Origin of the sequence: Haemophilus pittmaniae (assembly GCF_900186995.1) — a bacterium.
Classification (GTDB): Bacteria; Pseudomonadota; Gammaproteobacteria; order Enterobacterales; family Pasteurellaceae; genus Haemophilus_D; species Haemophilus_D pittmaniae.
The window spans coordinates 610,677-635,784 of record NZ_LT906463.1; the positions used below are offsets into that span (position 1 = coordinate 610,677).

Here is a 25,108-nt window from a genome sequence, read left to right on the forward strand (position 1 = left end):
AGTATTGCGAGCGAAAGTCGCATATTGGCACCAAGAGAGCTATTTAAACGCCCTCTCAAAAATCGGAGTTTTTCCTAAAAATAGGTCTAAGTCATTGATTTTATTAGGATTGGTTTAAAATTATTTGCGTAGCCGCACTTCTGCCACTTCGTGATTGGCGCTTTTTCGTAAAATGAGATTCGCTCGTTCACGGGTTGGCAAAATGTTCTGGTTGAGATTGAGGCCGTTAATTTCATCCCAAATTCGGCTGGCAGTGGCAATCGCCTCCTCTTCGGAAAGGTTGGCGTAGTGTTTAAAATAGGAATTTGGATTACTGAAGGCACTTTGCCGGAATTTTAAGAACCGTTTGATATACCATTCTTTTAGTAAATATTCTTCCGCATCAACATAAATTGAAAAGTCGACAAAATCCGATACGAAGGTTTGGTTGGCTTTACTAGCTCCGGTTTGCAATACATTTAAACCTTCTAAAATTAAAATGTCGGGTTGATCTACGATATCAAATTGATTCGGTACAATGTCGTAGGTCAGGTGGGAATAAATGGGTGCTTTTACTGCATGTTTACCGGATTTGATATCTGCCAGGAAGCGAATTAATTTGGCTGTGTCGTAGGAAACCGGGAAGCCTTTCTTTTGTAATAGATTTTCTTGTTGTAATTTAGCTAACGGATATAAAAAACCATCGGTAGTGATGAGATCAACCTTACGCTCAAGCGGCCAATGGGAGAGCAATGATTGCAAAATCCGCGCTGAGGTACTTTTGCCCACCGAAACACTACCGGCAATGCTGATTATGTAAGGCATGGTTGGACTATTTGAACCTAAAAAGCGATTGAGTACGGTCTGCCGACGTAGATTTTCTTCTATATAGTAGTTGATTAGCCGGGTGAGTGGCAGGTAAATCGTGCGTACTTCATCTAACGAGAGTTCTTCATTAAATCCAAGCAGTGGTTTGAGATCCTGTTCGGTGAGTTTAAGTGGCACCGATTTACGTAAATCGGCCCATTGATCTCGGGTAAAGGTAAGAAAAGGCGTAAGTTGGTCGATAATTTCCACGATAAAGACCGATGTTGTGAATAAAATTTGCGCAAAATATACCTTATAAATCACTTTTTTACATTGTTTTTTCTAAATATTGCCGAGTTTTACAGCAACTTTGCGGCTTTTTGCTTGCAATTTAGCCGAATAATCAAAAAATGGATTTTTTTTCTAAAAAAAACTTGTCAGCTAACATTTTTTACATATAATACGCACCACTTGCTTACGAGACGCCGACTTAGCTCAGTAGGTAGAGCAACTGACTTGTAATCAGTAGGTCATCAGTTCGATTCCGATAGTCGGCACCATTCTCATCGTAAACAAGCATTCATTTAGTGTGGAGGGGTTCCCGAGCGGCCAAAGGGGGCAGACTGTAAATCTGTTGGCTCAGCCTTCGAAGGTTCGAATCCTTCTCCCTCCACCATCTTTTAGATGAATTCTGAATGGGACAGATGAATTTAGGACTGCGGGCATCGTATAATGGCTATTACCTTAGCCTTCCAAGCTAATGATGCGGGTTCGATTCCCGCTGCCCGCTCCAAGCGCTGATATAGCTCAGTTGGTAGAGCGCACCCTTGGTAAGGGTGAGGTCGGCAGTTCGAATCTGCCTATCAGCACCAGCCTTCTATTCTCTTTCCTTTTATTTAATCTCAACTGAATTTATTGGTTAATGTGGTTTATTGCCCACCGATAACCGTGTCTATTTAGAGGGACTCTTTAAATGTCTAAAGAAAAATTTGAACGTACAAAACCGCACGTTAACGTGGGTACAATCGGCCACGTTGACCACGGTAAAACAACCTTAACAGCAGCAATCACCACCGTTTTAGCAAAACACTACGGCGGTGCAGCTCGTGCATTCGACCAAATCGATAACGCGCCAGAAGAAAAAGCGCGTGGTATCACCATCAACACTTCTCACGTTGAATACGATACTCCAACCCGTCACTACGCACACGTTGACTGTCCGGGACACGCCGACTATGTAAAAAACATGATTACCGGTGCGGCACAAATGGACGGCGCTATCTTAGTAGTAGCAGCAACCGATGGTCCTATGCCACAAACTCGTGAGCACATCCTTTTAGGCCGCCAAGTAGGCGTACCTTACATCATCGTATTCTTAAACAAATGCGATATGGTGGATGACGAAGAATTATTAGAATTAGTTGAAATGGAAGTTCGTGAACTTCTTTCTCAATATGACTTCCCAGGTGACGATACTCCAATCGTACGTGGTTCTGCATTACAAGCATTAAATGGCGTTGCAGAATGGGAAGAAAAAATCCTTGAATTAGCAAACCACTTAGACACTTACATCCCAGAACCAGAACGTGCGATTGACCAACCGTTCCTTCTTCCAATCGAAGACGTATTCTCAATCTCCGGTCGTGGTACAGTAGTAACCGGTCGTGTTGAGCGTGGTATCATCCGTACTGGTGATGAAGTTGAAATCGTTGGTATCAAACCAACAGCGAAAACAACCGTTACCGGTGTTGAAATGTTCCGTAAATTACTTGACGAAGGTCGTGCAGGTGAAAACATCGGTGCATTGTTGCGTGGTACAAAACGTGAAGAAATCGAACGTGGTCAAGTATTGGCTAAACCGGGTTCAATTACTCCGCACACTGATTTCGAATCTGAAGTGTACGTATTATCTAAAGATGAAGGTGGTCGTCATACTCCATTCTTCAAAGGTTACCGTCCACAATTCTATTTCCGTACAACTGACGTAACCGGTACTATCGAGTTACCAGAAGGCGTAGAAATGGTAATGCCAGGCGATAACATCAAAATGACAGTATCCCTAATCCACCCAATCGCGATGGACCAAGGTTTACGTTTCGCAATCCGTGAAGGTGGCCGTACAGTAGGTGCTGGCGTTGTTGCGAAAATCATCAAATAATTGATGTTAAGCAATTAGCAGAAGGCGTATCGTAAGATACGCCTTTTTATTTGCCTTCTAAACGCCCCCTCGAAAATAAAAGTTTTTGCTAAATTGATAGCTAAGTCATTGATTTTATTAGATATAGATTAAAAATCAGTTTCGTTGACAATTTCTTCCATCGGACTTTAAGTCGTTTTTTGTTATGATAGGGCAGATATTTAGCTCGAGGTTTATTATGCAGCAACTTCCCTTCAATGCATTCGTTTCCGATTTAGACGGTACTTTACTCAATCGCCATCACCGCATCGGTGAGTTCACTATTGATACATTAAATAAATTGGAACAGAAAGGTGTTGATATTATTTTGGCAACCGGTCGAAACCATACCGATGTTCAATCAATCCTACAAAAAATCGGCAGTGAAAAGGCTCTTATGATTACTTCAAATGGCGCTCGGGTGCGTGATTTGCAGGGGAATTTAATTTACAGCAATAGTTTGCCTGAGGCCTTGGCACGGGAAATTTATCAAACCCCTTTTGATCGCAGTAAGGTTTGCCTTAATACTTATCAAGATGAAGGTTGGTTTATTAATGTTGAAGTGCCGGAATTAGCTAAATATCATCAGGACTCAGGTTTGATGTATCAGGTGGTGGACTTTAACCGCCATCATGCCCGTGATATGGAGAAGATCTTTTTTATCGCTAGAAATCCAAAGGACTTATTACCGGTTGAAGAGTATTTACGCGCCAATTATAGCGATTGTACATCGATAGTTTATTCTGCTGTAACCTGTCTAGAAGTGATGAATAAAGGCGTATCCAAAGGTGATGCATTGGCCCATGTGTTGCAGGATAAGCCTTATGGTTTACAAAATTGCATTGCTTTTGGGGATGGCATGAATGATCTAGAAATGCTCTCCCGTGTTGGGAAAGGCTGTATTATGCAAGATGCTGATGCGCGTTTAAAAGAGGCTTGTCCACATTTAGAACAAATTGGTTCACATCAAGATGAAGCGGTGGCGACTTATGCCCGCGAGATCTTTGGAGTGTAATGCTTTGTTGCAGTCATTATTGTTGATTAGTTTGGGAGCTGCGCTCGGTGCCTGTTGTCGCTGGAGTTTGGGGCTATGGCTCAATACTTGGTTCAGCGGACTGGCATTTGGCACATTAATAGCTAACTGGTTAGGTTGTTTTCTAATTGGTATTTTAACCGCTACTTTTTGGCAATATTCTCACTTTAGTCAGGACTGGAAACTCTTTTTGGTGACTGGTTTTTTAGGTGCGCTGACGACCTTTTCTTCCTTCTCTGCAGAAGTTATAGAGTTGCTTTTTAAAGGCGATTGGCTGAATGGTGGTTTAGTCATTTGTCTGCATCTATTTGGTTGCTTAGGATGCACCGTTCTAGGCATTTATTGTTATCGCCTGATTAGTCTGGGTTTCCGATAAGATCACTAAACTCTTCGCTGTAAAAGCCATGAGATAGCATATAGCGCCAGATCTTTTGTTTTTCCTTTATACTTGCTGGTTGTTGATAATTCGGAAATTTTTTAGCCAGTACCTGCTCGGCAAATTGTGCCCAGTCAATTTCTGATTCGTCCATTACTTCATCGACAAGGTCTTCTTGCACGCCTTTTAATTGCCGCAATTCCTGTCTTATGCGTTGGGCTCCGTAACCACGTTGTGCCCGGCTATATAGATAGCTGGCGGCAAAGCGTTTGTCATTCTGCCAATTTTTTTGTTGGGCTGTAGCTAATGCTTGCTCGATTTCTGTTTCGGTAAAGGCTTTCTCCTGCATTTTATTACGGATTTCAAATTCGCTGTAATCACGACGGGAAAGTAAATTAATCAGATAATTAAGGGCTAATGAAGACATATGGATTCCTTGGGGTGAAAAAAGTGCGGTATGAAACCGCACTTTGTATCTTATTCTTCGTTAGAAAGGATTTCATCGCTTTCATTTTGATCGATATCAGCCATGAGCGCCTGTTCAGGGTTTTCCATTAATAGGGAACGTAATTTCGTTTCCAATTCTTGGGCCTTTTCAGGATGTTCGTTAAGCCATTTAATAGCATTAGTTTTTCCTTGACCAATTTTATCGTCGTTGTAGGAGAACCAAGCACCGGATTTATTCACTAATTTGTGTTTCACACCAAGTTCGATGAGCTCTCCCATTTTGGAAATACCTTCACCGTAAAGAATTTGGAAATCGACTTGACGGAATGGTGCAGCTAATTTGTTTTTCACTACTTTCACTCGGGTTTCATTACCGATAATTTCTTCGCCATCTTTTACCGAACCGACTCGGCGGATATCTAAGCGAACGGAGGAATAGAATTTTAATGCATTACCACCAGTAGTTGTTTCTGGATTACCAAACATCACACCAATTTTCATTCGAATTTGGTTGATAAAGACGACTAAACAGTTGGCATTTTTAATTTGACCGGTGAGTTTACGTAATGCCTGTGACATTAAGCGGGCTTGTAGTCCCATATGGGAATCACCCATCTCACCTTCGATTTCAGCTTTTGGAGTTAAGGCGGCAACAGAGTCAACAATAATTACATCAACTGCACCTGAACGAACCAAGGCATCACAAATTTCCAGTGCTTGTTCGCCATTATCTGGTTGGGAAACCAATAATTCTTTTACATCTACACCAAGTTTGGCCGCATAAATAGGATCCAATGCATGTTCTGCATCAATAAATGCACAAGTTTTGCCTGCTTTTTGTGCTTGTGCGATAACCGATAAGGTGAGTGTTGTTTTTCCAGAGGATTCAGGTCCAAAAATTTCAACGATACGTCCCATTGGTAAGCCACCAATACCTAATGCCATATCCAAACCAAGAGAACCAGTAGACACGGACTCTACGTCAAGGGCCTGAGTATCACCCAATTTCATAATTGAGCCTTTACCAAATTGTTTTTCGATCTGACCGAGAGCCGCAGCGAGAGCTTTTTGTTTTTCGTCTTGAGTAGCCATATTAGAACCTTTTTAAGTAGATTAACTTTTCGAAGAGAATTTTATCTGTATTGATGTACAGTATCAAGAAAAATTTAAGATCTTGAACAAAAAATGTGAAGAGATTCGCGAAATCGCCTGTTAATAAGGCGATTAGCTGTTTAAATATTGTTGTAAATTGGATAATCTACGTTCCGCTTCAGCGACGCCACTATCATATACAGCCTGTATATTAATCCAATTTTTTTCTAAGCGACTAATATTGAGTGGTTCCGGTGGGCGGATGATAAACGCTTTTCCTTGTTGCTCCAGTTTACGTAGTTGGGTGATTTGTTGATTATAAATTTGATGACGCTGCTGTAATTTGGCTGCTAGTTGGGGATAACGACGATAGCATAATTTGATTGGCCAGGCAGACATCGGTTTTTTTTGATAATCCAAATCCCGGGTGAGTACTACGACCAGTTTTTGACAACCCAAGGATTGTGCATATTGAAAAGGAATACTATTAGCTATTCCACCATCCAAATAGTATTGGCCTTGCCATTCCACCATTTTAGAGACGAAGGGCATGGCTGAAGTCGCACGAAATAGCTCCATTTGTTGAAACACATCATGGATTTTAAAATATTCCGCTTCTCCACTATTTACATTGGTGGCGGACAGATAGAAGTTACATTGGGATTGATTAAAAGTTTCTTGATCGAAGGGATCTAAATGGGAGGGCAACTCATAAAAAGAAAAGTCTTTATTGACGATATTACCTGTGGTTAACAGGCTATATAGTCCCATATAGCGTCGATCATTTAAGAAACGCTTATTGTAACGGAGCACCCGCATTAATTGTTTTGATGGAAGATTAACCCCAAATAACGCACCCGCGGAAACACCAACTATCGTTGGAAATAGGATTTGTTGTCGAATAAATACATCTAGTACACCGGCCGTAAACATTGCCCGCATGCCACCACCTTCAAGTACCAATGCGTTCATTATGCCCCTCCTTGCTCATCGATGTGTTTGAGTGCTTCAATATCAATTTGAAATACTTCAGCATATTTTGCTAACTTTTGTTCGGAGAGTTTTTGAAATATTGTTGGACGGAAATGACGCTTAATTTGCCATTGCCAAAAGCCAGTTGCCTGGGCTAGCCCTATTAGGTCAAAGCGGTAATAATACATGTAATAGAAGAGGGGGGATTTTTCACCACATTTTACCAATTCTAGGGCATTCCGAGTCAATTGTTTCAACTCCTCTACTGCCTGTTCAGTGGCAAACTCTTCTGCTGCCCAACCATTTGAGGTGGCGCTTTGGTATTGTCCGTTAGCTGTGGCATAAATTACTTTCTTCTGACCACGAAAGATTTTGCTGTCATCTTGAGGGACTTGCTTAATTTCCATCAACAACCTCTAATAGCATAAAGCAGGAGGAAAAACGGCCACTTTCTGGAATATAGCAGAGTACTTTTTGCCCTGCTTGTAATGGGTAGGCTGCTAGGAATTCCTGCAGGATAATATAGATTGATGCCGAACCGGTGTTACCTTTACTTTCTAAATTGGTAAACCATTTTTCCTGAGGGATCTCGAAATTAATATTTTTTAACCCTTCAAGCAATTTGTCACGGAAAAACCCAGAAGAATAATGCGGTAGGAAATAATCGATATTTTCCGCTTTTAAATTGTATTTATTAATTAAGCGCAATAAGGCGTTTTCTACAGTACAACGTACGATATTTTCATTAAGTAATTTTACATCCTGTTTTACAGCCATCATGCTTTGCTTATCGCATTCCTGTTTGCTGACATTTTTCCAACCAATAAATTTATTATCTAGGATTTCAGCACCAGCATACATGCAAACCGGCATTTCATTTGCATAGGAAATTAAATCAATCCAATGGATTTTAAAACTTAGGCCATATTTATTAGGCTTATTGCTTAATTGCACGGCTCCAGCACCATCGGAGAGCATCCAACGTAGAAAATCCTTGGAAAAACCGATTTCTGGCTTTGCATCTTCTAATTGTCGTTGTTCTATTTCCGCTTGGAAATGTTCACCACGCATGACTGCAGAAGCTGTTTCCGAGGCAACAGCAATTGCGCTTAGATGCTCGCCGGTTCGCACTGAATTATAGGCATGTTTCATCGCAGCCATACCCGCAATACAAACCCCGGCAGCGGTGAGTATCTCATAAGGTGGTGCATTTGGAATTAAACCATGCACCATAACGCCTTGTCCCGGCATAATTTGATCCGGGTAGGAGGTTCCGCAAGCAAGACAGCTTACTTCATTCACATCCATTCCTTGCGCAATTAGTCCTTTGATAGCTTCCACCGCTAATTCGGTACTACTATGAGTGGCTTCGCGAGTTTGCGGGTCAATGGCGTAGTGGCGGGTTTTAATAGCATTGGAGCGTAAAATCATTTTGCGCACCCGAGAAGGTGTGCCGCCGACCATTCCTAAAACCTGTTCCATTTGCTCATTGCTTACAGGTGCATTGGGTAGGAAAGCAGCAATACGATTTATATAAACATTGGTTAAGGCAGACAAATTTATTCCCCTGAAGGTTCGGCAAAATAACGTTTTTGTGCAGATAGTTTTTCTTTTAATAGTGGTTTTAACAGACGTTTAATCAAAGCAGATAAAGGTACCACAGTGAGTATCAGTATAATTAAAAAGGCAATATAAAAATAGAGTACGATACGGCGCAATAACGGGGAGATATTCCCACATTTTATTAATAGTTTTCCCCACAAATAAAAACTGCGATGTCCTACTTTCTCACTCATCATTAATTTTTCATCGATCTTCACCGCTCCCATATGGCTAAATAGTGTTTTATCCAGAGGTTGAGAGTTTTCAAGGGTATTGGCCAGTTTCTTTCCGAAACGTTGCATATCCGTCAATTCGCTTTCACTGATACCAGCACTAGGCAGCCAGGAAAAATAGCGTTTTTGACCACTGAGCATCCATGCCGGGGTAGTAATAAAGCTAGCCCAGTCGTTGGATTGATCGGTTTTTACTACATTAGCGATAAGTCGAGCATCTAAATTGTTTAGCATTCGTTTCATTTTTTCTTGTGCCATGAGCCACATATTACGACAACCTATGAGGGTAATCACAGGTGTATCCTTTAAACATCTGGCTTGAGGTGATTGTAAGAATGCGGTGATCGGTTGTGCCGGGGAAAGAAACCATACGCTATAGGCGATGATTACCAAATCATATTTTTCCCGTATTGGTGTTATTGGTTCGATAGGGGCTGGTTTAAGATGTACAGATTCAGGAAATTGATTAAAAAAATGCATAAATTTCCACGGAAACGGATAATCCTGTTGTGGTTTGATTCGGCATTGTTCTATTTCAATGTTTGAATGCGTTCTTAGTGGTACTAAAAAATTTTCTACCAATGAATCCAGTTGACCTGTTTGTGAATAAGAAATAACGAGAATATGTTTGGTTGCCATAATGATATGAATTAAAGCCGCATTTTTATGAAAAATGCGGCGTAAGATTAACTTAAAAAATAACGATAGGCTTTACTGTCACTAACATCTTGGTAAACATAGCCCAATTGTTTTAGTGCCTGTTCAAATTCTTGCGGATCGCCCTGTTCCAATTGGAAAGCAGCAAGAATATTGCCGTAATCTGCACCATGAGCACGATAATGGAATAATGAAATATTCCAACGTTTACCCAAGATTTCCAAGAATTTTAGCAAAGCGCCTTTTTGTTCTGGAAATTCAAAGCTATAAAGTCGTTCATGGTGATTGGAAACTCGCCCACCCATTAAATAACGCACGTGAGTTTTCGCAATATCATCATTGGACATATCTTCTACATCAAAACCATTTTTCGTTAAATCAGTGATAATTTCCGCTTTTTCAGCTTCATTAGCCGTGCGCACACCAACAAAAATACAGGCCTTTTGATTATCTGCATAACGATAACTAAATTCTGTTACTGCACGGTTACCAATAACATGAGCAAATTTTAAGAAACTACCCGGTTGTTCCGGCATAGTTACCGCCAATAAAGCTTCACGGTTTTCACCAATTTCACAACGTTCCGATACGTAACGCAATGTATGGAAGTTGAGGTTGGCGCCAGATAAAATTGCAGCCATATTTTTGCCTTCCAGATTGTTTTGTTTTACGTATTTCTTCAAACCGGCTAATCCTAAGGCGCCAGATGGTTCTGCGACAGCACGCACGTTTTCGAATAAATCTTTCATTGCTGCACAAACTTCATCGCTGTCTACTAGCACCATACCGTCTAAATATTTTTGACATAAACGGAATGTTTCGTCACCAATACGTTTTACCGCTACACCATCAGCGAATAAGCCAACATGTGCTAGATCTGTAGGTTCACCTTTTTCTAAGGCTGCATTCAAACAGGCTGAATCTTTGGACTCGACACCAATGACTTTAATTTCCGGCATAAATTGTTTGAGCAAAATCGCTACACCAGCGGCGAGACCACCGCCTCCGACTTGCACAAATACATAATCCAAATCAGCCACTTGTTGTAACATTTCCATCGCCAATGTGCCTTGACCAGCAATGACCAATGGATGATCAAACGGCGGAATAAATGTCATATGTTTAGATTTTGAAAGTTCAATGGCTTTGGCTTTGGCTTCATCAAAATTGGCCCCGTGTAACAGCACTTCGCCACCAAAACCACGAACGGCATCCACTTTAATGCTCGGTGTATTCTGTGGCATAACAATTAATGCTCTTAAGCCAAGCTGTTTGGCGGATAAAGCAACACCTTGAGCATGGTTACCCGCAGAAGCGGCAATGACACCTGCCTGTTTTTGTTCATCAGAAAGGCTAGAAATCATCGCATAAGCACCACGCAGCTTAAAGCTATTTACTGGCTGACGGTCTTCACGCTTAATCCAAATATTGTTATGTAGGCGATCAGATAATTTTCCCATTTTTTGTAGCGGGGTTACGGTAGCGGCTTCATATACTCTGGAGCCAAGTTTGACAATCGCGTTAATGTAATCCGATTGAGATGGTTGAGGATTGGTGAGTAGGTTTTTCATGATATTTGTTGTTTATGATGAAGTGCGAGTAATTTTTTTGTTTTATTCCCCTCTCTCATATAAGAGAGGGGTAACCAGGTATTATTTTAAAAGTGTTTTATCACGAACGGCACCTTTATCCGCAGAAGTTGCAAAGTGACCAAATACTTTTAAGGCAAAGGATACTTCACGCTCACGGTTAGCAGGTTGCCAGCCTTTGGCATCTTGCTCGGTACGGCGTTTTGCTAATTCTTCATCGCTAATTTTAAGATTAATCGCGCGATTTGGAATATCGATTTCGATAATATCGTCATCATGTACTAAACCGATAGCTCCACCAGAAGCTGCTTCAGGTGAGGCGTGACCGATAGATAAACCGGATGTACCACCAGAGAATCGACCATCTGTTAATAAGGCACATTTCTTGCCTAAGCCCATCGATTTTAAGTAGCTGGTTGGATACAACATTTCTTGCATACCAGGACCGCCTTTGGGACCCTCGTAGCGGATTACCACCACATGGCCTTCTTTAACTTTGCCACCTAAAATACCGGCTACCGCATCTTCTTGGCTTTCAAATACGATAGCACGGCCTGTGAATTTCCAGATAGACTCATCCACGCCCGCAGTTTTTACGATACAGCCGTCTTTAGCGATGTTACCGAACAATACCGCTAAACCACCTTCTTGAGAAATCGCATTTTCTTTATTACGGATACAGCCACTTACACGGTCATCATCTACGCGATCCCAACGGCAATCTTGTGAGAAGGCTTGCGTGGTACGAATACCAGCAGGGCCTGCACGGAAAAATTTATGTAATTCTTCGTCTTTGTTACGAATGATATCGTATTGATTTAATTGTTCTTCCAGCGTTGTTCCCAACACAGTTTTGGTGTTGCGATGAATTAAACCTGCACGATCTAATTCACCCAATAAGCCCATAATGCCACCTGCACGATGTACATCTTCCATGTGGTATTTATTGGTGTTTGGGGCGATTTTGCTTAAGCAAGGCACAACACGGGATAAACGGTCAATATCCGCCATTTTGAAATCTACACCAGCTTCTTGAGCTGCCGCTAATAAGTGTAAAACAGTGTTACTTGAACCGCCCATCGCGATATCTAAGCTCATAGCGTTTTCAAAGGCTTCAAAGGTACCGATTGAACGCGGCAATACGCTTTCATCATCTTGTTCATAATAGCGTTTGCAAAGCTCAACAATTTGACGACCAGCTTTTAAAAATAATTCTTTGCGGTCAGCATGGGTTGCCAACATCGAGCCATTGCCCGGTAAAGATAAACCTAAGGCTTCGGTTAAGCAGTTCATTGAGTTAGCGGTGAACATCCCTGAGCAAGAACCACAGGTTGGGCAAGCGCTGCGCTCAATGGCATCAACATCTTTATCGCTGACATTCACATCAGCGCTTTGGATCATGGCATCAATTAAGTCTAATTTAATGAGCTGGTCGGAAAGTTTGGTTTTTCCCGCTTCCATCGGACCGCCTGAAACGAAGATGGTTGGAATGTTCAAACGCATTGCCGCCATCAACATTCCTGGGGTGATTTTGTCACAGTTGGAAATACACACCATTGCATCAGCACAGTGAGCATTAACCATATATTCTACGCTGTCTGCGATTAAATCACGGCTTGGTAAGGAATAAAGCATCCCACCGTGCCCCATCGCGATACCGTCATCCACCGCAATGGTATTAAATTCTTTTGCCACGCCGCCGGCTTTTTCAATTTCAGCCGCGACTAGTTGCCCCATATCTTTTAAATGAACATGCCCTGGTACGAATTGGGTGAATGAGTTCACCACTGCAATAATCGGTTTACCAAAGTCATTTTCTTTCATCCCTGTTGCACGCCATAAGGCCCGTGCACCTGCCATATTACGACCTTGAGTACTGGTCGCTGAACGTAGTTTTGGCATTGTTATAAATTCTCCGAGTAGATCTATTGTTAAGGTTTTGTCTATTTCCCGACATGTATCGATGTCAGAACTTTTCTGTAAATAACAACGTCATTCTGGTCGGTACATTCGAATGTAGCATGAGGAGGATTAACTACTTCATTATTTTTTATATGAAAAGGTCGCTGAAGTAGCGTTTTTCCCTTAAGGTTGGCACAAACTAAATAAGATGTAACATATTCAACTTCATCAGTACCCGATATGCTACTGATGCTCAAATGTTTTCTAGGTGAATCAAAACCGGCAAGCCTGGATAAATCTTTTTTAGAAAGGCGTTGTTTTATGATGGTTTCATAATCCTTAGGATAAACCCCATAATCCATAGCGCGGATTTCATCCATCGTTAGTGCTTTATTGCCACTTGATGAGCATCCGATTAACGCTGTGCAACTTAGAAATGCAAATAAAATGCTTTTTTTCATCCGTTTTCCTTTTTCGATTTATTATTTAATCTCCATTACATCCGGCAATTTCGCTAACTGATTCACCAATAGATCAAAAGTGCGTTCAGATCCTACTGAGATTTTTAACTGCACTTGGGTCTTCATTAATGCCATTTCTAGATGAGTCACGGTGAAGCCACGTAAGCGAATAACACGTAATATGCGTTCGAGTACTTCGGGACGATGTTGCGCGATCAATTCAAAGGTATATTGGTTCATCTTAAATCTCCTCCAGCATATCGGCATTACATGCACCCGGTGGTACCAACGGCCATACACATTCCTCCGGTGGAATGCATACTTGTAATAAATAGGCTGTTTCGCTATTTAATAAGCGATTAAGTGCTGCGTCCACCTCATCAGCACGTTCAATGCGTTCAGCCGGAATATCAAAGGCTTTAGCCAACATCACGAAATCAGGGTTATCTTCTAAAATAGTTTCAGAACGGCGTTTGTTCCAGAAAAGATCTTGCCATTGACGCACCATCCCAAGGCGTTGGTTATCTAATATCAAAATTTTCACAGGCAATTTACCGCGTTTGATTGAGCCTAATTCTTGAATATTCATCATCAATGAGCCATCACCGGTGACTAAAATCACATCATCTTGCGGGCGAGCTTTTTTCGCGCCTACCGCTGCAGGTAAACCAAATCCCATGGTGCCGAAACCCGCGGAGGTGATATAGTTTTCTGGTGCGAAATGGCGCATATGTTGTGCAGACCACATTTGATGCTGGCCAACATCGGTACAAATCACCGCATTTTGAGGTTTACGCTGTGAAAGTGTGTTGAGCAATGACCAAGGGTCAATCGGTCGATTGCCTGCATTGTCGATATAAGTGAAATCGAGTTTGGCCTTTAACGCTTGGATGTGTGCGCGCCAATCATTAATTGCTAGCGGTATACTTAAAGCCTCTAAAGCTTGAATTAAATCACCTTGAAGCTCAACATCGGCTGCGCGAAGTTTGTTGATTTCCGCCGCATCAATATCACAATGAATCACTTTCGCATGTGGTGCAAAACTGTCTAATTTACCTGTCACACGATCATCAAAACGTGCGCCACATACTAACAATAGATCACATTCCTGTACGGCAATATTTGCCGCTCTGGTACCGTGCATACCAATCATGCCCATATAAACGGGGTCGGTTGGATCAATTGAGCCTAAACCTTTCAAGGTAGAAACAGATGGCATTTGAGTTATTTTTAGGAATTGTCTGACAGCTTGCACGGCTTTTGCCATGCCTACGCCACCACCAACATAAAGTACCGGTTTTTTAGCTTGTGCCAATAAGGTTTTGGCCTCTGCTAATTTGGTTTCTGCCAGTACAGGCGGTTTGATGGTTGGTTTAACAATCGGTTTGATATGCTCAGGTACTTCGCCGACTTGGATATTGCGTGGAAGGTCGATTAATACTGGTCCTGGGCGACCACTTTGGGCGATTTGAAAGGCCGAGGCAATAATTTCCGGTAGTTCTTCAATGGATTGCACTATGTAACTGTGCTTAGTGCAAGCAAGGGATAAGCCTAAAACGTCGGCTTCTTGGAATGCGTCGGTACCGATGAGCGGGGCGGCCACTTGGCCGGTAAAGGCAACAACTGGCACTGAATCGGCAAAAGCGTCTCCCAAACCTGTGACTAAGTTTGTCGCGCCGGGGCCAGAGGTTGCTACACATACGCCCACTTTGCCTGTGGAACGTGCATAACCAATGGCGGCTATCGCCGCACCTTGCTCATTGCGGCAAAGGAGATGGTCAAGACCTGAGTCATAAATTGCATCGTAGGTTGGCATAATTGCCCCGCCGGGATAGCCGAAAAGATCGGTAACGCCGTGCGCTTTTAAACATTCGATAATCAGTTGTGCGCCTGTCATGCTGGAATCCTGTGTTTGCTTTTTAGAGTTGTGAAGTGGCGCATTGTATCGGAATTTTGTCTATTTGGTTAGGCCTTCCCGTGAAAAGCATAAAAAAAGCACGATAATTAGGTTATCGTGCTTGGTAAACTTAAATATGGTTTAGAAACCGGCCTGTTTTTCTAATTGTTCCACTAATGCATCATCTAAGCCAAGTGCTTTGGCTAGTTCGGCTAAGAAAACAATTTCTTTACGGGAAAGTTCTTGGCAAACCAAACGAGCGGCTAAATACAGGTTGGCGGCTAAGGCCGTATCATTTCCCGCCAATTGGGCAATTTCCTGTACGCTGATTGGATTTTGTACTTCTTGTTCCAACCATTCTGCCAGTTGCGGGTTCTCACCGGCTTCTTTGGCGATAATTTGTTGTTCTTCGACGCTGATGTCGCCATCGGAAGCTGCTGCGGCGATCATGGTGCGCAGAATTAGCGCGCCGGCATCGGCTTGTTGCTCGGAATTAAGCACATCAAATTGATTTTGCTCGATTGTTGGTTGGCTTTGTTGGCCTTGTTGGTATTTTTGATATGCTTGATAGGCCAGATTTCCTAATACAGCCAAGCTACCGAGCTTGGCCAAGCCGGCACCCCCACTACGGCCTAAAATCATCGATAACAGGCCGGTAAGCGCTGCACCACCGCCCACTTTGGTAATGGTGTCAAGGGTTTGGTTACCGGTCTGTAATTTATTTGCAGAGGTTTTCGCAATGTCTAAAACCTGATTTAAGATGTTATTAAAGTTCATAAAGAGTCCTTTTGTGGGGAAAAATCAAATGCAGCGAGTAGACAACATGGATTGAAAAAAATTCAAATTTTCTGTGGCAATTTATTGACTGAACGCAATAATCCTCTATATTAAGAGCCTTTTTTGTTTAAAAGGATCCTTTTTATGGCAAGTTCAACTCAAAAACGCGAAACCTTCTCGGGACGTCGTGCGTTTATTATGGCGGCCATCGGCTCTGCAGTAGGTTTGGGAAACATTTGGCGTTTCCCTTATACCACTTATGAAAACGGTGGCGGCGCATTTATTATTCCTTATCTTATCGCGTTATTAACAGCGGGTATTCCATTACTGTTTTTGGATTACGCAATTGGTCACCGTCACCGTGGTGGTGCTCCGCTTTCTTACCGTCGTTTTAGCCCGCATTTTGAAATATTCGGCTGGTGGCAGGTGATGGTCAATGTGATCATCGGTTTGTATTATGCAGTCGTGCTTGGTTGGGCAGCTAGTTATACCTACTTCTCATTCTCTGCGGCTTGGGGTTCCCAACCAATTGATTTCTTCCTGCACGAATTCCTCAAAATGGGTGATATCAATAATGGTGTGAGTTTTGAATTCGTTAGTATGATCACCGGCCCATTAATTGCCGTATGGTTGATTGCCTTAGGTGTATTATCGCTCGGGATTCAAAAAGGGATTTCCAAATCAGCGGATATTTTAATGCCGGTGTTGGTTGTGATGTTTGTGGCTTTGGTTATTTATTCCCTCTTCCTACCGGGTGCGGCAAAAGGTTTGGATGCATTGTTTACGCCAAACTGGGCGAAATTGTCAGATCCGAGCGTATGGATTGCGGCCTACGGACAAATTTTCTTCTCCCTTTCTATTTGCTTCGGGATTATGGTGACCTACGCATCTTACCTGAAAAAAGACTCTGATCTTACCGGTTCCGGCTTGGTTGTTGGTTTTGCCAACTCCAGTTTTGAAGTCTTGGCCGGTATCGGGGTTTTTGCGGCCTTAGGTTTCATGGCAGCAGCGCAGGGCGTGGAAGTGAGTGAAGTGGCGAAAGGCGGTATCGGTTTAGCTTTCTTTGCGTTCCCGACCATTATTAACGAAGCACCATTTGGCCAAGTGTTAGGCGTGTTGTTCTTCGGTTCCTTGACCTTTGCGGCATTAACTTCATTCATCTCAGTAATTGAAGTTATTATTTCTGCGGTGCAGGACAAACTGCGTGTGCGTCGTGCCAAAGTGACCTTCATTGTTGGCTTACCGATGATGCTGGTTTCTGTAATTTTATTCGGGACTACCACCGGCTTACCGATGCTGGATGTTTTAGATAAATTCGTAAACTACTTCGGTATCGTAGCAGTTGCATTTGCGGCATTGGTAGCGATTGTAGCCAACGAAAAATTGGGCTTATTGGGAGCACATTTAAACCAAACGTCCTCTTTCAAAGTCGGTTTCTTCTGGCGTTTATGCATTATTTTAACCACCGGTATTTTGGCCTTCATGTTACTTACTGAAGGAGCGAAAGTATTTAACGAAGGTTATGAGGGCTATCCGAGCTGGTTTGTGAATACCTTCGGTTGGGGTATGGCATTAGCCTTAGTGGTGGCATCCTTTGTGTTGTCCCGCTTAAAATGGAAAAACGATGTGAAACTCACCGTTGACAGCGCCCTTGAAGAGCGTAAAGGAGAATAAGATGAATAGCAGCGCAATTATTATGATGATTATCGCCTTGGTGGTGATTTGGGGCGGTTTGTTATTTGCCTTAATTCGTTTACCAAAAGAAGACTAATTCCTGCCATTGAACGCGCGTGTTTAACGCGCGTTTTTTTACCCCCAAAGAATCTCCCCAACGCCCCTATTAAAATGAAAGTTTTCTTTAAAATACAAGCTAAGTCATTGATTTTATTGATAATGCTTTAAAAATTGACTTTGAATGCCTGGTTTTTGAATTGAACTCTAATAAAATCAATGACTTATGCTTTATTTTGGCAAAAACATTATTTTTCGCAGGGGCGTTTGGCTGAGGAGATGGCAAGGCAAAAAAAATCGCCCACGAGGGGCGATTTTTTAGTTGGTATGCTTATTTACCAAAGTTTTTATCTAATAACACAATCGGTTTATTGTCGTTGGTGACACGTTTTTTCAATTGTGTAGTGACTCTGGCGTGGAATTCAGCATTTTTGCGTTTTGTACTGCTCGCCGCAATATGCTGTTTTTGACCTTGCACTTTGCTGTGATCATTCGCGCTTTGAACGCCCGCATTGACCGGACGGGTTTCTTTTTTAACGCTAACATCCACTGCAGCATCGGCTTTAACACCCGCGATTGTGCCGTTATTCCAATCGTTTTTAGCACTTTCCTGCCATTTGTCGGCAATTGGTAGGGTTAATTTACCGCTACCACTGGCGGATAGATTCACTGAGGTTTCATTGATGTTATCGTTTAAACCTTGGCTGAGGCTATTGCCACCAATATTGCCGCTAACTTTGTCGGCCTGGATAGTGGAGCCAATATAGTTAGCATTGCCGTTGGCGTTAATTTGCGCATTTTCTGCGGTCAATGTGGTGGCGTTATGGGTTTCATTACGCACATTTTCCACTTTGAGGTGAGCACTGCCGGCGGCTGGTTGCCATTGTTGATCGGCAATTTTACCGCTTAAATTCAATCCCAAATCAACGTTGGTTTTATTCACCTTATTCGCTTCAGCTTGCAGATTGAGATTACCGTTGCCGGCATCTAAAGTCAGATTGTCGGCTTTGCTGCTGACTGCGTTTAGATCAATGCCTTGGTTTGCCTGTACTTTCACGTTCTTGCCGTTTAGTTGGGCATTTTCATGGGTAAGGCTATTGCCGGTTTCCACTTTAAGATTGCCGTTAATACCCAAATTGCTGACATTTGCACCGATAGCTACGCCGGCACCGACATTCACCGCGACATTATCGGCATGGCTTTGTGCTCCATCCACTCGAATATTGTTACCTGCGAGGGTAAGGTTTTCGGCAGCATTCACTTGAGTGCCAGTGAGTTGGACATTGCCTTCACTTTGAATGTGAACGTTTTTACCATCGATATGTTGGTGATTGGCATCCACTTTATTGCTGTTTTGGCCGTTGGCGCTGACATTTACATTAATGCTTGGTACCGCAGTGCCGGCTGCCGGTACCACAAAAGCACCTACTTCTGCCGATGCATTAAAACCGCCACCACGTTGGCTTTGACGGTTATCCGCGGTATTGAGAACCGCACCTTGACGGGCGTTGATATCGATATCGCCGCTGGCTTGTAAATCGCTTTGACTATGTAATTTGTCGGTGCTGATGCGAATGTTATCAGCCTGAATTTTACCGCTTTGGGCTTTTTCGCTGTGGTTGTTGCCTTGTTGATAAGAAGCGCCAACACCTACAGTGAGAGTGGCGCTGTTGAAGTCTTTTGTGGAAGCGGAAACATTTAAATTCGCACCGGCTTTCATTTCGTTGCTGGTTTCGTTGTTGATAACCGCGTTGAGTTTATGTTCCTGGGAATTTAATACGACATCACCGGCGGCTTGATATTGTGTGGCTGCATCATTGATTTGTTGTGCATTCACTTGAATATTTTTACCCGCTTGCAATTGGCTTGCGTTGTGTTGGGTGCCTTGAGCGCTGCTATGACCGCCATTGGCTGCAATACCGACATTCACATTAAAGGCTTTATCTTTGTTTACGCCTGCACTTGCACTGATATCTACATGCACGTTTTGCGCAAAGCTATCATGGCTATTTTGTGAAGCTTGGTGGTTTACTTGTTGGGCGTTTTCTTCAATATTGTGTCCCGCGGAAAGTTGGCTACCTTGATGGGTAATGGTTTTACCGGTTAGGCGGATATCTTCGGCAGCATTTAATTGACTACCTTGGGTTTCTTGGGTGAGTTCCGATTTAGCTTGGTGATCAACGGTTAGCCCTGCTTTAGCGGTAACGCTGGTCGTGTTGGCTGTCAGCGTGAGACCAAGGTGGGCGGAATCATTATTGCTGTTATGAATATTACTACCGGTTTGGCCAAGGGTGCGAATATGCTCAGCATTGATATTAATTGAACCTTCTTTCGCGTTAACCTGACTGCTGCGTACGGTGACTTCGGAGGCATTTAGGTTGACATCCGCACCACTAACATTGGCTGCACTATAACTGTGTTGGTCTTGTTGAGATTGTTTTTTATAAACATCTAACAAACTGAATTTGACCGTAGCAGAAGCGCTTGGATCGGCTTTATCCGGTGTAACAGCGCTTTGGATTTTGCCATTCAAGTTGCCATTACTATTATTGAGGGTTAGTGAATGGTTGAAATGATCATGTTTGGCATCCGCTTGTAAACTTTGGAAAGTTAATCCTAAGTTAAAGCCGGCGCTACTGCTGTGTTGCTGATGCGAATTAGCTGCACCGGCAATTTCGATACCGCTCTTCGCCGCAATTTCCAATAACCCGGCCGATTGCACATTAGAACCGATGATTTTTACGGATTTATCGGAGGATAACGCAAGGTTGGTTTCTGAAGCCAGTGTTGAACCTTTAGCTGTAGAGGTATGTTGATAGTTTTCGCTACGGGCTTTCGTAATATTGAAAATAGTGCCTTGGCGACTGCTTTCTCGTTGGGTTTCGGTGGCCTGTACACTATCGATAACAAGTTTACCTTGATTGCCTTGGACGATGCCTTCACCTTGAGAAACTACACGGGAGCCGGAAATTTGTACGCCGTTTTGGGCATCTAATACGGTTTTACCCTGAACGGTAAAGTCTGCACCATGTACGGTTTCGCTAGTGTGTCCGGAACCTAAGGTTTTTGCACCGGCCAAGCCACCCCAGAATTTTTGGTCATCATCTAGGTTATAGCTTTCACTAGTTTTTTCCGCAGTGAATTTTAGGGCGCCGGTATTTTTCGCGATTAAGTCGCCATCGACTTGGCCAACTACGCCGGCTAATTGCATATCACCTTTACTGCCAAGGATCAGATTTTCTTTCACTTTGAGTTCGGTGGCATCGTAGTGTTGGTTTTTGCTTTCTTGGCTACTTGTGCCGGTGGCTAATTTCGCTGTTTCATTTCTAAAATCGGCTTGAGCATTTTGCTGATCCAAGGATTTTACACCGCGCATTTGTATGCCTTGTTCACCGTAAATTGCACCATTGGTTAGGCTAATTACAGCACCTTCGGCAGTGACTTTACCTTTATTAGCAACGATATTGAGTTGTTCGGTTTGGATATTGGTACGGTGGGCGCTCTCTTGTTGATGAGAGTCTTGTTCGTTGCGATACCAAGAACCTTTATTTTGATGTTTACGATGGGTCGTGATTTGTGTGGTTTTTTCACTGCCAAGATGAACTTGTGCCCCCTGCAGTTTAGTTTCTTTGGCTTCAATATTGGCACCGGAAATCGCGATCAAGCCTTCATTTTGAATGGTCAATTTATCGGTTTTTACGCGGGTTGCACGATATTCTTCCTGGCTACCACCATTGCTTTCCATCACATTGACGGTACCTTGTCTGCCTTTGCTGGTTTGGCCTTGATTACGGTTACGTTGCACGTCGCCTTTCAAGACAGTATTCGCACCGGTGAATGCGACTTCTTTGGCTTCTAAGTCGGCTCCTTGGGCGGTGATGGTGGCACGGTCATCGGTGGAGTGAATGCGGATTCGACCGGCTTGCATACTTCCGGCGATTTTACCATCTAATACTTGGCCGGTTTTCTCAACGGTAGTAATGCTAAGAGCACCATCTTGGGCGCGGGCTAATTTATTGCGACCTTGAATTACATTAACGCCTTGTTCGGTTTTAATTTCACCGTTAATACTAACTTGTGGGGCGATAAAATCGATTTCACTACCTTGTGCGGTGATTTTGCCATTGGTAGTTAGGGCATTAGAACCGGTGACATCATAGCCTTGTAGTTGACCTTCGGCCACTTGTGGTTTACCGACTACCATGGAGGCGCGCGGAGTATTAATAAAGCCACCACCTTCTACGCTAATTCCGTTCGGGTTGGCTAATACATAATCCGCTTTATCACCAAAGATCTCTTGGGTTCCGGCGATTTTCGAAGGGTTGCGGCTGATGACTTCATTGAGGATAACTGTTGCGGATTGGGTTTGTAGGTGAGGGTTAGCTTTTAATTGACCGGCGAGTTGGGATTGGCCTGCTTGGCGGGAGTTATTGAGAACTGCCCCGGCTTTATCCACGTTGTACTTATTGTATTTATTGTGAGATAAGCCACTATCACTCGGTTTGGCGATATTGATAATTTCTACGCCCTGTTGTCTGCTTACCTGAGTTGCACCATCGGCTGGTGCAATTTCCGCCCAGCTTGTTTGTGCGGCGCAACCAAGAGCGATTGCCAAAGAGAGTTTACTAAGAGTGTGAACTTTAGACATTTTAGTCACCTTATATTTATGGATAGATATAAAACAGGCGGTGTGTCTTCTTTTATGGGGAGCGATGCACGCCGCCTGCGCTGAAAAAACGTTGAGTATTAAAGCAAAATTCACCTGGTTAGACCACTATAAGAAGGAATTTAAAAAGTGATCTATTTCACAAAAATGAAAATAAGTCTCAACTAAATATGGCGTTAGAATTTGTAACTGAGATTGAACAACCACAATCGTTGCTGCTTAACCCCTTGGGTTGGCGTAAATAAACGACCGTTTGCCCATTCCAAATTGAGTTGCCAATGTGATTGTTGCAAATTGAATCCAACGGCATAAGCCAGCGCCTTTTCACTATGTGAATCTGCTACCGTTGAACGTTGAATTCCCACATCGAAGCCGAGATAAGGACTGATAGTCAAGCCGTTAATTTCTTTTACCCAGGCAAGATTATTATGCAACACCAGATTTTTTTCGGCTGAGGTGGAATAATCATTGAGCCCTCGTACCCGATAACGGGAGGTTAAATCTTCCTGCTTAACGGATGGTAAATAATCTCGGCTATATTGTCCGGTGAGTTGATGGGTATGGCGAAATAGTTGTTTACCAATGGCTTGATAACGGTCGAATTTGAGTTCGCCATTCCAGCGCGAAAAATAGCGTTGTAGCGGTTCTGTGGCGGTATCTTTGCTACGTTCATAACGTAAATCGGCCACTAGCGAAGCTCCGTTAAAGAGTTGTAAATGGTTTAGGCCAAGGGAAACGGAAGTCAGTTTCGGGCTTTGTAATTCCAAAACCTCACCGGCCAAGCGATTTTTGCCATCGATGCGTTCTACTTGTAGCGATGCCGTTGAAATATGGTTTTCGCCCCGATGAATAACCCGTTCAATGGACAATCCGGCCTGTACGGTACGGCCCTTTTGTTGCAAGCTGAGCGATTGCAATGGCAATTGGTTTTTAAATTGGGAAAGGGAAATAAAGCTATTAAACGTCCAATAGCCGTAAGGTAACGAATAATAAAGCAGCGCCGAACGGCTGAATTTGTGACGGGATTTTAAGGTAGTAGCGAGATTCAGATAGAGTACATCGGATAGTCCAAAAGGATTGCCCAACACAATATTGGCTTTACTTTGGAATCGATCATAGGTTTTGGAGGCAAAGTTATCCAAGGCGAGGGAGGCGCTGATTGGAGTACTGCGCTGATTATCAAAGGCTAGCGCAATTTCACCATTTTTAGCCGGCAACACATCCACACTGACCTTATTGCCAACGATTCGATTTGCCTGATCCAAGGCTTGATCCAAATCCTGAATACGTAATGGCTGGCCTAATGCATTTGGCATTAATTGATTGATCCTAAAACCATTATCCGGACTTTCAAGCTTCGCGATTCGTCCTTCAAACACATGTACTGTAAGGGCCCCTGAATGATCGTCTTCAAACTGCAACGGATTATGCACATAACCGGCAGCCAAATAAGCAGCGGTCAGATCGCGGCTGAGTTGATTAAGTCGTTGTTCGTTAAGGCATTCGCCGGCCTGTGGTGTGAAAGGTGTCGGATCAATCAGGGTTACTCCGACAAAGCGTACGCGTTGATAATCTAAACAAACCTGTGATAAATCTTCGCTGATGGCTTGTTGGTTGGTGGTTTGGTGTTGGTGTTGGCTCAGCCAACGTTGTTGGGTATGTTGTTGGAGTTCCCAAAATTGATTGCGCGTCTGTTGCAGTGCTTCACTGCTATCATCTGCCCAAGCAGGCAAAGCGGCAAGTAATAATGTACCGATGAGAATTTTATTCATGATTTTCCTTTATTATAAAAATAAGTCGTTCCTTGGGTCGCTAAGTTTAGTGAAAAAATCAGAGTGAGAAAATCGGCTTTTTTAGTTTTTTTGACACTTCTAATAAAATCAATAACTTAGCTGTTATTTTTGGACAAACTCGAGAAATCTAAGGGGCGTTTATATTCGCTAGAGAGATATTTGGACAAAAAGAAAGGGTGCCTTAGGCAGGCACCCTATGAAAAGATTAGCGACCGTTACGCTCGAAATAAAGCACGGTAGCTGCAACACGGGAATGTACGTTAAGTTTGCGCAATAGGTTGCGGATATGAACCTTAACGGTTTCCTCAGAAATAAATAGTTGGCCGGCGATTTGTTTATTGGAAAGGCCGGTGGCGATTAAGCGCAATACATCCATTTCACGCTCGGTTAGAGTGTCAATTGGATCCTGAACTTGCTTGCGTTCCAATAGCAAGTTTTTAATCGAATCGCTTAAAATTACCTCGCCTTGTGCGATGCGTTTGATTTGTGACAATAGTACATCCGGTTCGGTATCTTTCAATAAATAGCCGTCCGCACCTGCATCAATTAAGGTATAAATATCGTTTTTTGCATCGGAAACGGTGAGGATGAGAATTCGCGCATCCACCTCTTCCGCGCGCAAGCCTTTCAGGGTATCCAAACCGGATAGGCCTTTCATATTAAGATCTAAAATGATTAAGTCCGGCTGGGTTTGTAATGCTACGGTAATCCCTTCCGCACCATTTCCCACATCGGCGACCACTTCAAAACAATCATCTAACTCAACCAATTGTTTAATGCCGCGACGCATTAGCGGATGGTCATCAATAATCAATACTCTTAATTTCTCTTGCATAATATCCCCGACGGTTTGTCGGCTCCTCATTTTGGGTTAGCAGCTGCTATTCTAGCGATAATTAATGGGGGTTCCAAATAGAT

The 25,108-nt window shown here is 42.9% G+C and carries 21 protein-coding genes and 4 tRNA genes; 9 read left to right on the forward strand and 16 right to left on the reverse strand.

The window, feature by feature from the left end; genetic code table 11:
• Nucleotides 1-120: 120 nt before the first annotated feature.
• A complete protein-coding gene (coaA, locus tag CKV74_RS03205) occupies nucleotides 121-1,056 on the reverse strand; it encodes a type I pantothenate kinase (protein WP_039847820.1) in 936 nt (311 codons plus the stop codon).
• Nucleotides 1,057-1,270: 214 nt separating this feature from the next.
• On the opposite strand from coaA, the gene CKV74_RS03210 reads away from it, so the two are divergent.
• The 7 genes from CKV74_RS03210 to crcB all read left to right on the forward strand — a co-directional run bounded on the left by CKV74_RS03210 (nucleotide 1,271) and on the right by crcB (nucleotide 4,371).
• Nucleotides 1,271-1,346: transfer RNA gene (locus CKV74_RS03210), tRNA-Thr, on the forward strand.
• A gap of 31 nt (nucleotides 1,347-1,377) precedes the next feature.
• A tRNA-Tyr gene (locus tag CKV74_RS03215) sits at nucleotides 1,378-1,462 on the forward strand.
• A 42-nt stretch (nucleotides 1,463-1,504) separates the two neighbouring features.
• Nucleotides 1,505-1,579 (forward strand) — tRNA-Gly (locus CKV74_RS03220).
• Between the two features lie 3 nt (nucleotides 1,580-1,582).
• Nucleotides 1,583-1,658: transfer RNA gene (locus tag CKV74_RS03225), tRNA-Thr, on the forward strand.
• Between the two features lie 101 nt (nucleotides 1,659-1,759).
• Entirely contained in the window at nucleotides 1,760-2,944 is a 1,185-nt protein-coding gene (gene tuf, locus CKV74_RS03230) for an elongation factor Tu (protein WP_005635637.1), read from the forward strand.
• A gap of 217 nt (nucleotides 2,945-3,161) precedes the next feature.
• A complete protein-coding gene (locus tag CKV74_RS03235; protein WP_007242495.1) occupies nucleotides 3,162-3,977 on the forward strand; it encodes a Cof-type HAD-IIB family hydrolase in 816 nt (271 codons plus the stop codon).
• 7 nt (nucleotides 3,978-3,984) lie between these two features.
• On the forward strand, nucleotides 3,985-4,371 hold the full coding sequence (gene crcB / locus CKV74_RS03240; RefSeq protein ID WP_094188643.1) for a fluoride efflux transporter CrcB: 387 nt from the start codon (nucleotides 3,985-3,987) through the stop codon (nucleotides 4,369-4,371).
• Here crcB and recX read toward each other — a convergent pair.
• The 12 genes from recX to CKV74_RS03300 form a co-directional block, all read right to left on the reverse strand.
• Nucleotides 4,352-4,798: a recombination regulator RecX gene (gene recX / locus CKV74_RS03245; RefSeq protein ID WP_095176734.1), complete on the reverse strand. Its 447-nt coding sequence runs from the start codon at nucleotides 4,796-4,798 to the stop codon at nucleotides 4,352-4,354. The genes crcB and recX overlap by 20 nt on opposite strands.
• A 50-nt stretch (nucleotides 4,799-4,848) precedes the next feature.
• Nucleotides 4,849-5,910: a recombinase RecA gene (gene recA, locus CKV74_RS03250; protein ID WP_007242279.1), complete on the reverse strand. Its 1,062-nt coding sequence runs from the start codon at nucleotides 5,908-5,910 to the stop codon at nucleotides 4,849-4,851.
• A gap of 132 nt (nucleotides 5,911-6,042) precedes the next feature.
• Complete coding sequence (locus tag CKV74_RS03255; RefSeq protein WP_408607450.1) at nucleotides 6,043-6,882, reverse strand: patatin-like phospholipase family protein; 840 nt, start codon at nucleotides 6,880-6,882, stop codon at nucleotides 6,043-6,045.
• Nucleotides 6,882-7,289 carry a DarG family dialkylresorcinol biosynthesis protein gene (locus tag CKV74_RS03260; protein WP_007242352.1) on the reverse strand — a complete coding sequence of 136 codons (408 nt, stop codon included), beginning with the start codon at nucleotides 7,287-7,289 and terminating at the stop codon, nucleotides 6,882-6,884. Before CKV74_RS03260 ends, CKV74_RS03255 begins: the two co-directional genes overlap by 1 nt.
• Nucleotides 7,279-8,439: a beta-ketoacyl-ACP synthase III gene (locus CKV74_RS03265; protein WP_007242273.1), complete on the reverse strand. Its 1,161-nt coding sequence runs from the start codon at nucleotides 8,437-8,439 to the stop codon at nucleotides 7,279-7,281. Before CKV74_RS03265 ends, CKV74_RS03260 begins: the two co-directional genes overlap by 11 nt.
• A gap of 2 nt (nucleotides 8,440-8,441) precedes the next feature.
• Nucleotides 8,442-9,356 (reverse strand): hypothetical protein, encoded by a 915-nt coding sequence (locus tag CKV74_RS03270; RefSeq protein WP_039847821.1) that lies wholly within the window; start codon nucleotides 9,354-9,356, stop codon nucleotides 8,442-8,444.
• A gap of 47 nt (nucleotides 9,357-9,403) precedes the next feature.
• Nucleotides 9,404-10,945, reverse strand: a complete 1,542-nt coding sequence (gene ilvA, locus CKV74_RS03275; RefSeq protein WP_095176736.1) for a threonine ammonia-lyase, biosynthetic — start codon at nucleotides 10,943-10,945, stop codon at nucleotides 9,404-9,406.
• A gap of 81 nt (nucleotides 10,946-11,026) precedes the next feature.
• Complete coding sequence (gene ilvD, locus CKV74_RS03280) at nucleotides 11,027-12,865, reverse strand: dihydroxy-acid dehydratase (RefSeq protein WP_007242372.1); 1,839 nt, start codon at nucleotides 12,863-12,865, stop codon at nucleotides 11,027-11,029.
• 41 nt (nucleotides 12,866-12,906) lie between these two features.
• Nucleotides 12,907-13,326 (reverse strand): hypothetical protein, encoded by a 420-nt coding sequence (locus tag CKV74_RS03285; protein WP_095176737.1) that lies wholly within the window; start codon nucleotides 13,324-13,326, stop codon nucleotides 12,907-12,909.
• Between the two features lie 21 nt (nucleotides 13,327-13,347).
• Nucleotides 13,348-13,566, reverse strand: a complete 219-nt coding sequence (gene ilvM, locus CKV74_RS03290) for an acetolactate synthase 2 small subunit (RefSeq protein ID WP_007242301.1) — start codon at nucleotides 13,564-13,566, stop codon at nucleotides 13,348-13,350.
• A 1-nt stretch (nucleotide 13,567) separates the two neighbouring features.
• Nucleotides 13,568-15,223 carry an acetolactate synthase 2 catalytic subunit gene (gene ilvG / locus CKV74_RS03295; RefSeq protein WP_007242390.1) on the reverse strand — a complete coding sequence of 552 codons (1,656 nt, stop codon included), beginning with the start codon at nucleotides 15,221-15,223 and terminating at the stop codon, nucleotides 13,568-13,570.
• Nucleotides 15,224-15,364: 141 nt separating this feature from the next.
• The gene (locus CKV74_RS03300; RefSeq protein ID WP_007242285.1) at nucleotides 15,365-16,000 is read right to left on the reverse strand and encodes a tellurite resistance TerB family protein; all 636 of its coding nucleotides are present in this window, start codon (nucleotides 15,998-16,000) and stop codon (nucleotides 15,365-15,367) included.
• Nucleotides 16,001-16,135: 135 nt separating this feature from the next.
• On the opposite strand from CKV74_RS03300, the gene CKV74_RS03305 reads away from it, so the two are divergent.
• Nucleotides 16,136-17,674 (forward strand): sodium-dependent transporter, encoded by a 1,539-nt coding sequence (locus tag CKV74_RS03305; RefSeq protein WP_390884464.1) that lies wholly within the window; start codon nucleotides 16,136-16,138, stop codon nucleotides 17,672-17,674.
• 1 nt (nucleotide 17,675) lies between these two features.
• On the forward strand, nucleotides 17,676-17,771 hold the full coding sequence (locus tag CKV74_RS03310; protein WP_039847807.1) for a methionine/alanine import family NSS transporter small subunit: 96 nt from the start codon (nucleotides 17,676-17,678) through the stop codon (nucleotides 17,769-17,771).
• Nucleotides 17,772-18,062: 291 nt separating this feature from the next.
• On the opposite strand, the gene CKV74_RS03315 is transcribed toward CKV74_RS03310, so the two are convergent.
• From CKV74_RS03315 to CKV74_RS03325, 3 genes are all read right to left on the reverse strand, one after another.
• Nucleotides 18,063-22,379, reverse strand: coding sequence for a two-partner secretion domain-containing protein (locus CKV74_RS03315; RefSeq protein WP_007242396.1), 4,317 nt, complete (start codon nucleotides 22,377-22,379; stop codon nucleotides 18,063-18,065).
• 194 nt (nucleotides 22,380-22,573) lie between these two features.
• Complete coding sequence (locus CKV74_RS03320) at nucleotides 22,574-24,169, reverse strand: ShlB/FhaC/HecB family hemolysin secretion/activation protein (protein ID WP_007242379.1); 1,596 nt, start codon at nucleotides 24,167-24,169, stop codon at nucleotides 22,574-22,576.
• Nucleotides 24,170-24,395: 226 nt separating this feature from the next.
• Nucleotides 24,396-25,025 carry a response regulator gene (locus CKV74_RS03325; protein ID WP_007242408.1) on the reverse strand — a complete coding sequence of 210 codons (630 nt, stop codon included), beginning with the start codon at nucleotides 25,023-25,025 and terminating at the stop codon, nucleotides 24,396-24,398.
• Nucleotides 25,026-25,108: the final 83 nt, after the last annotated feature.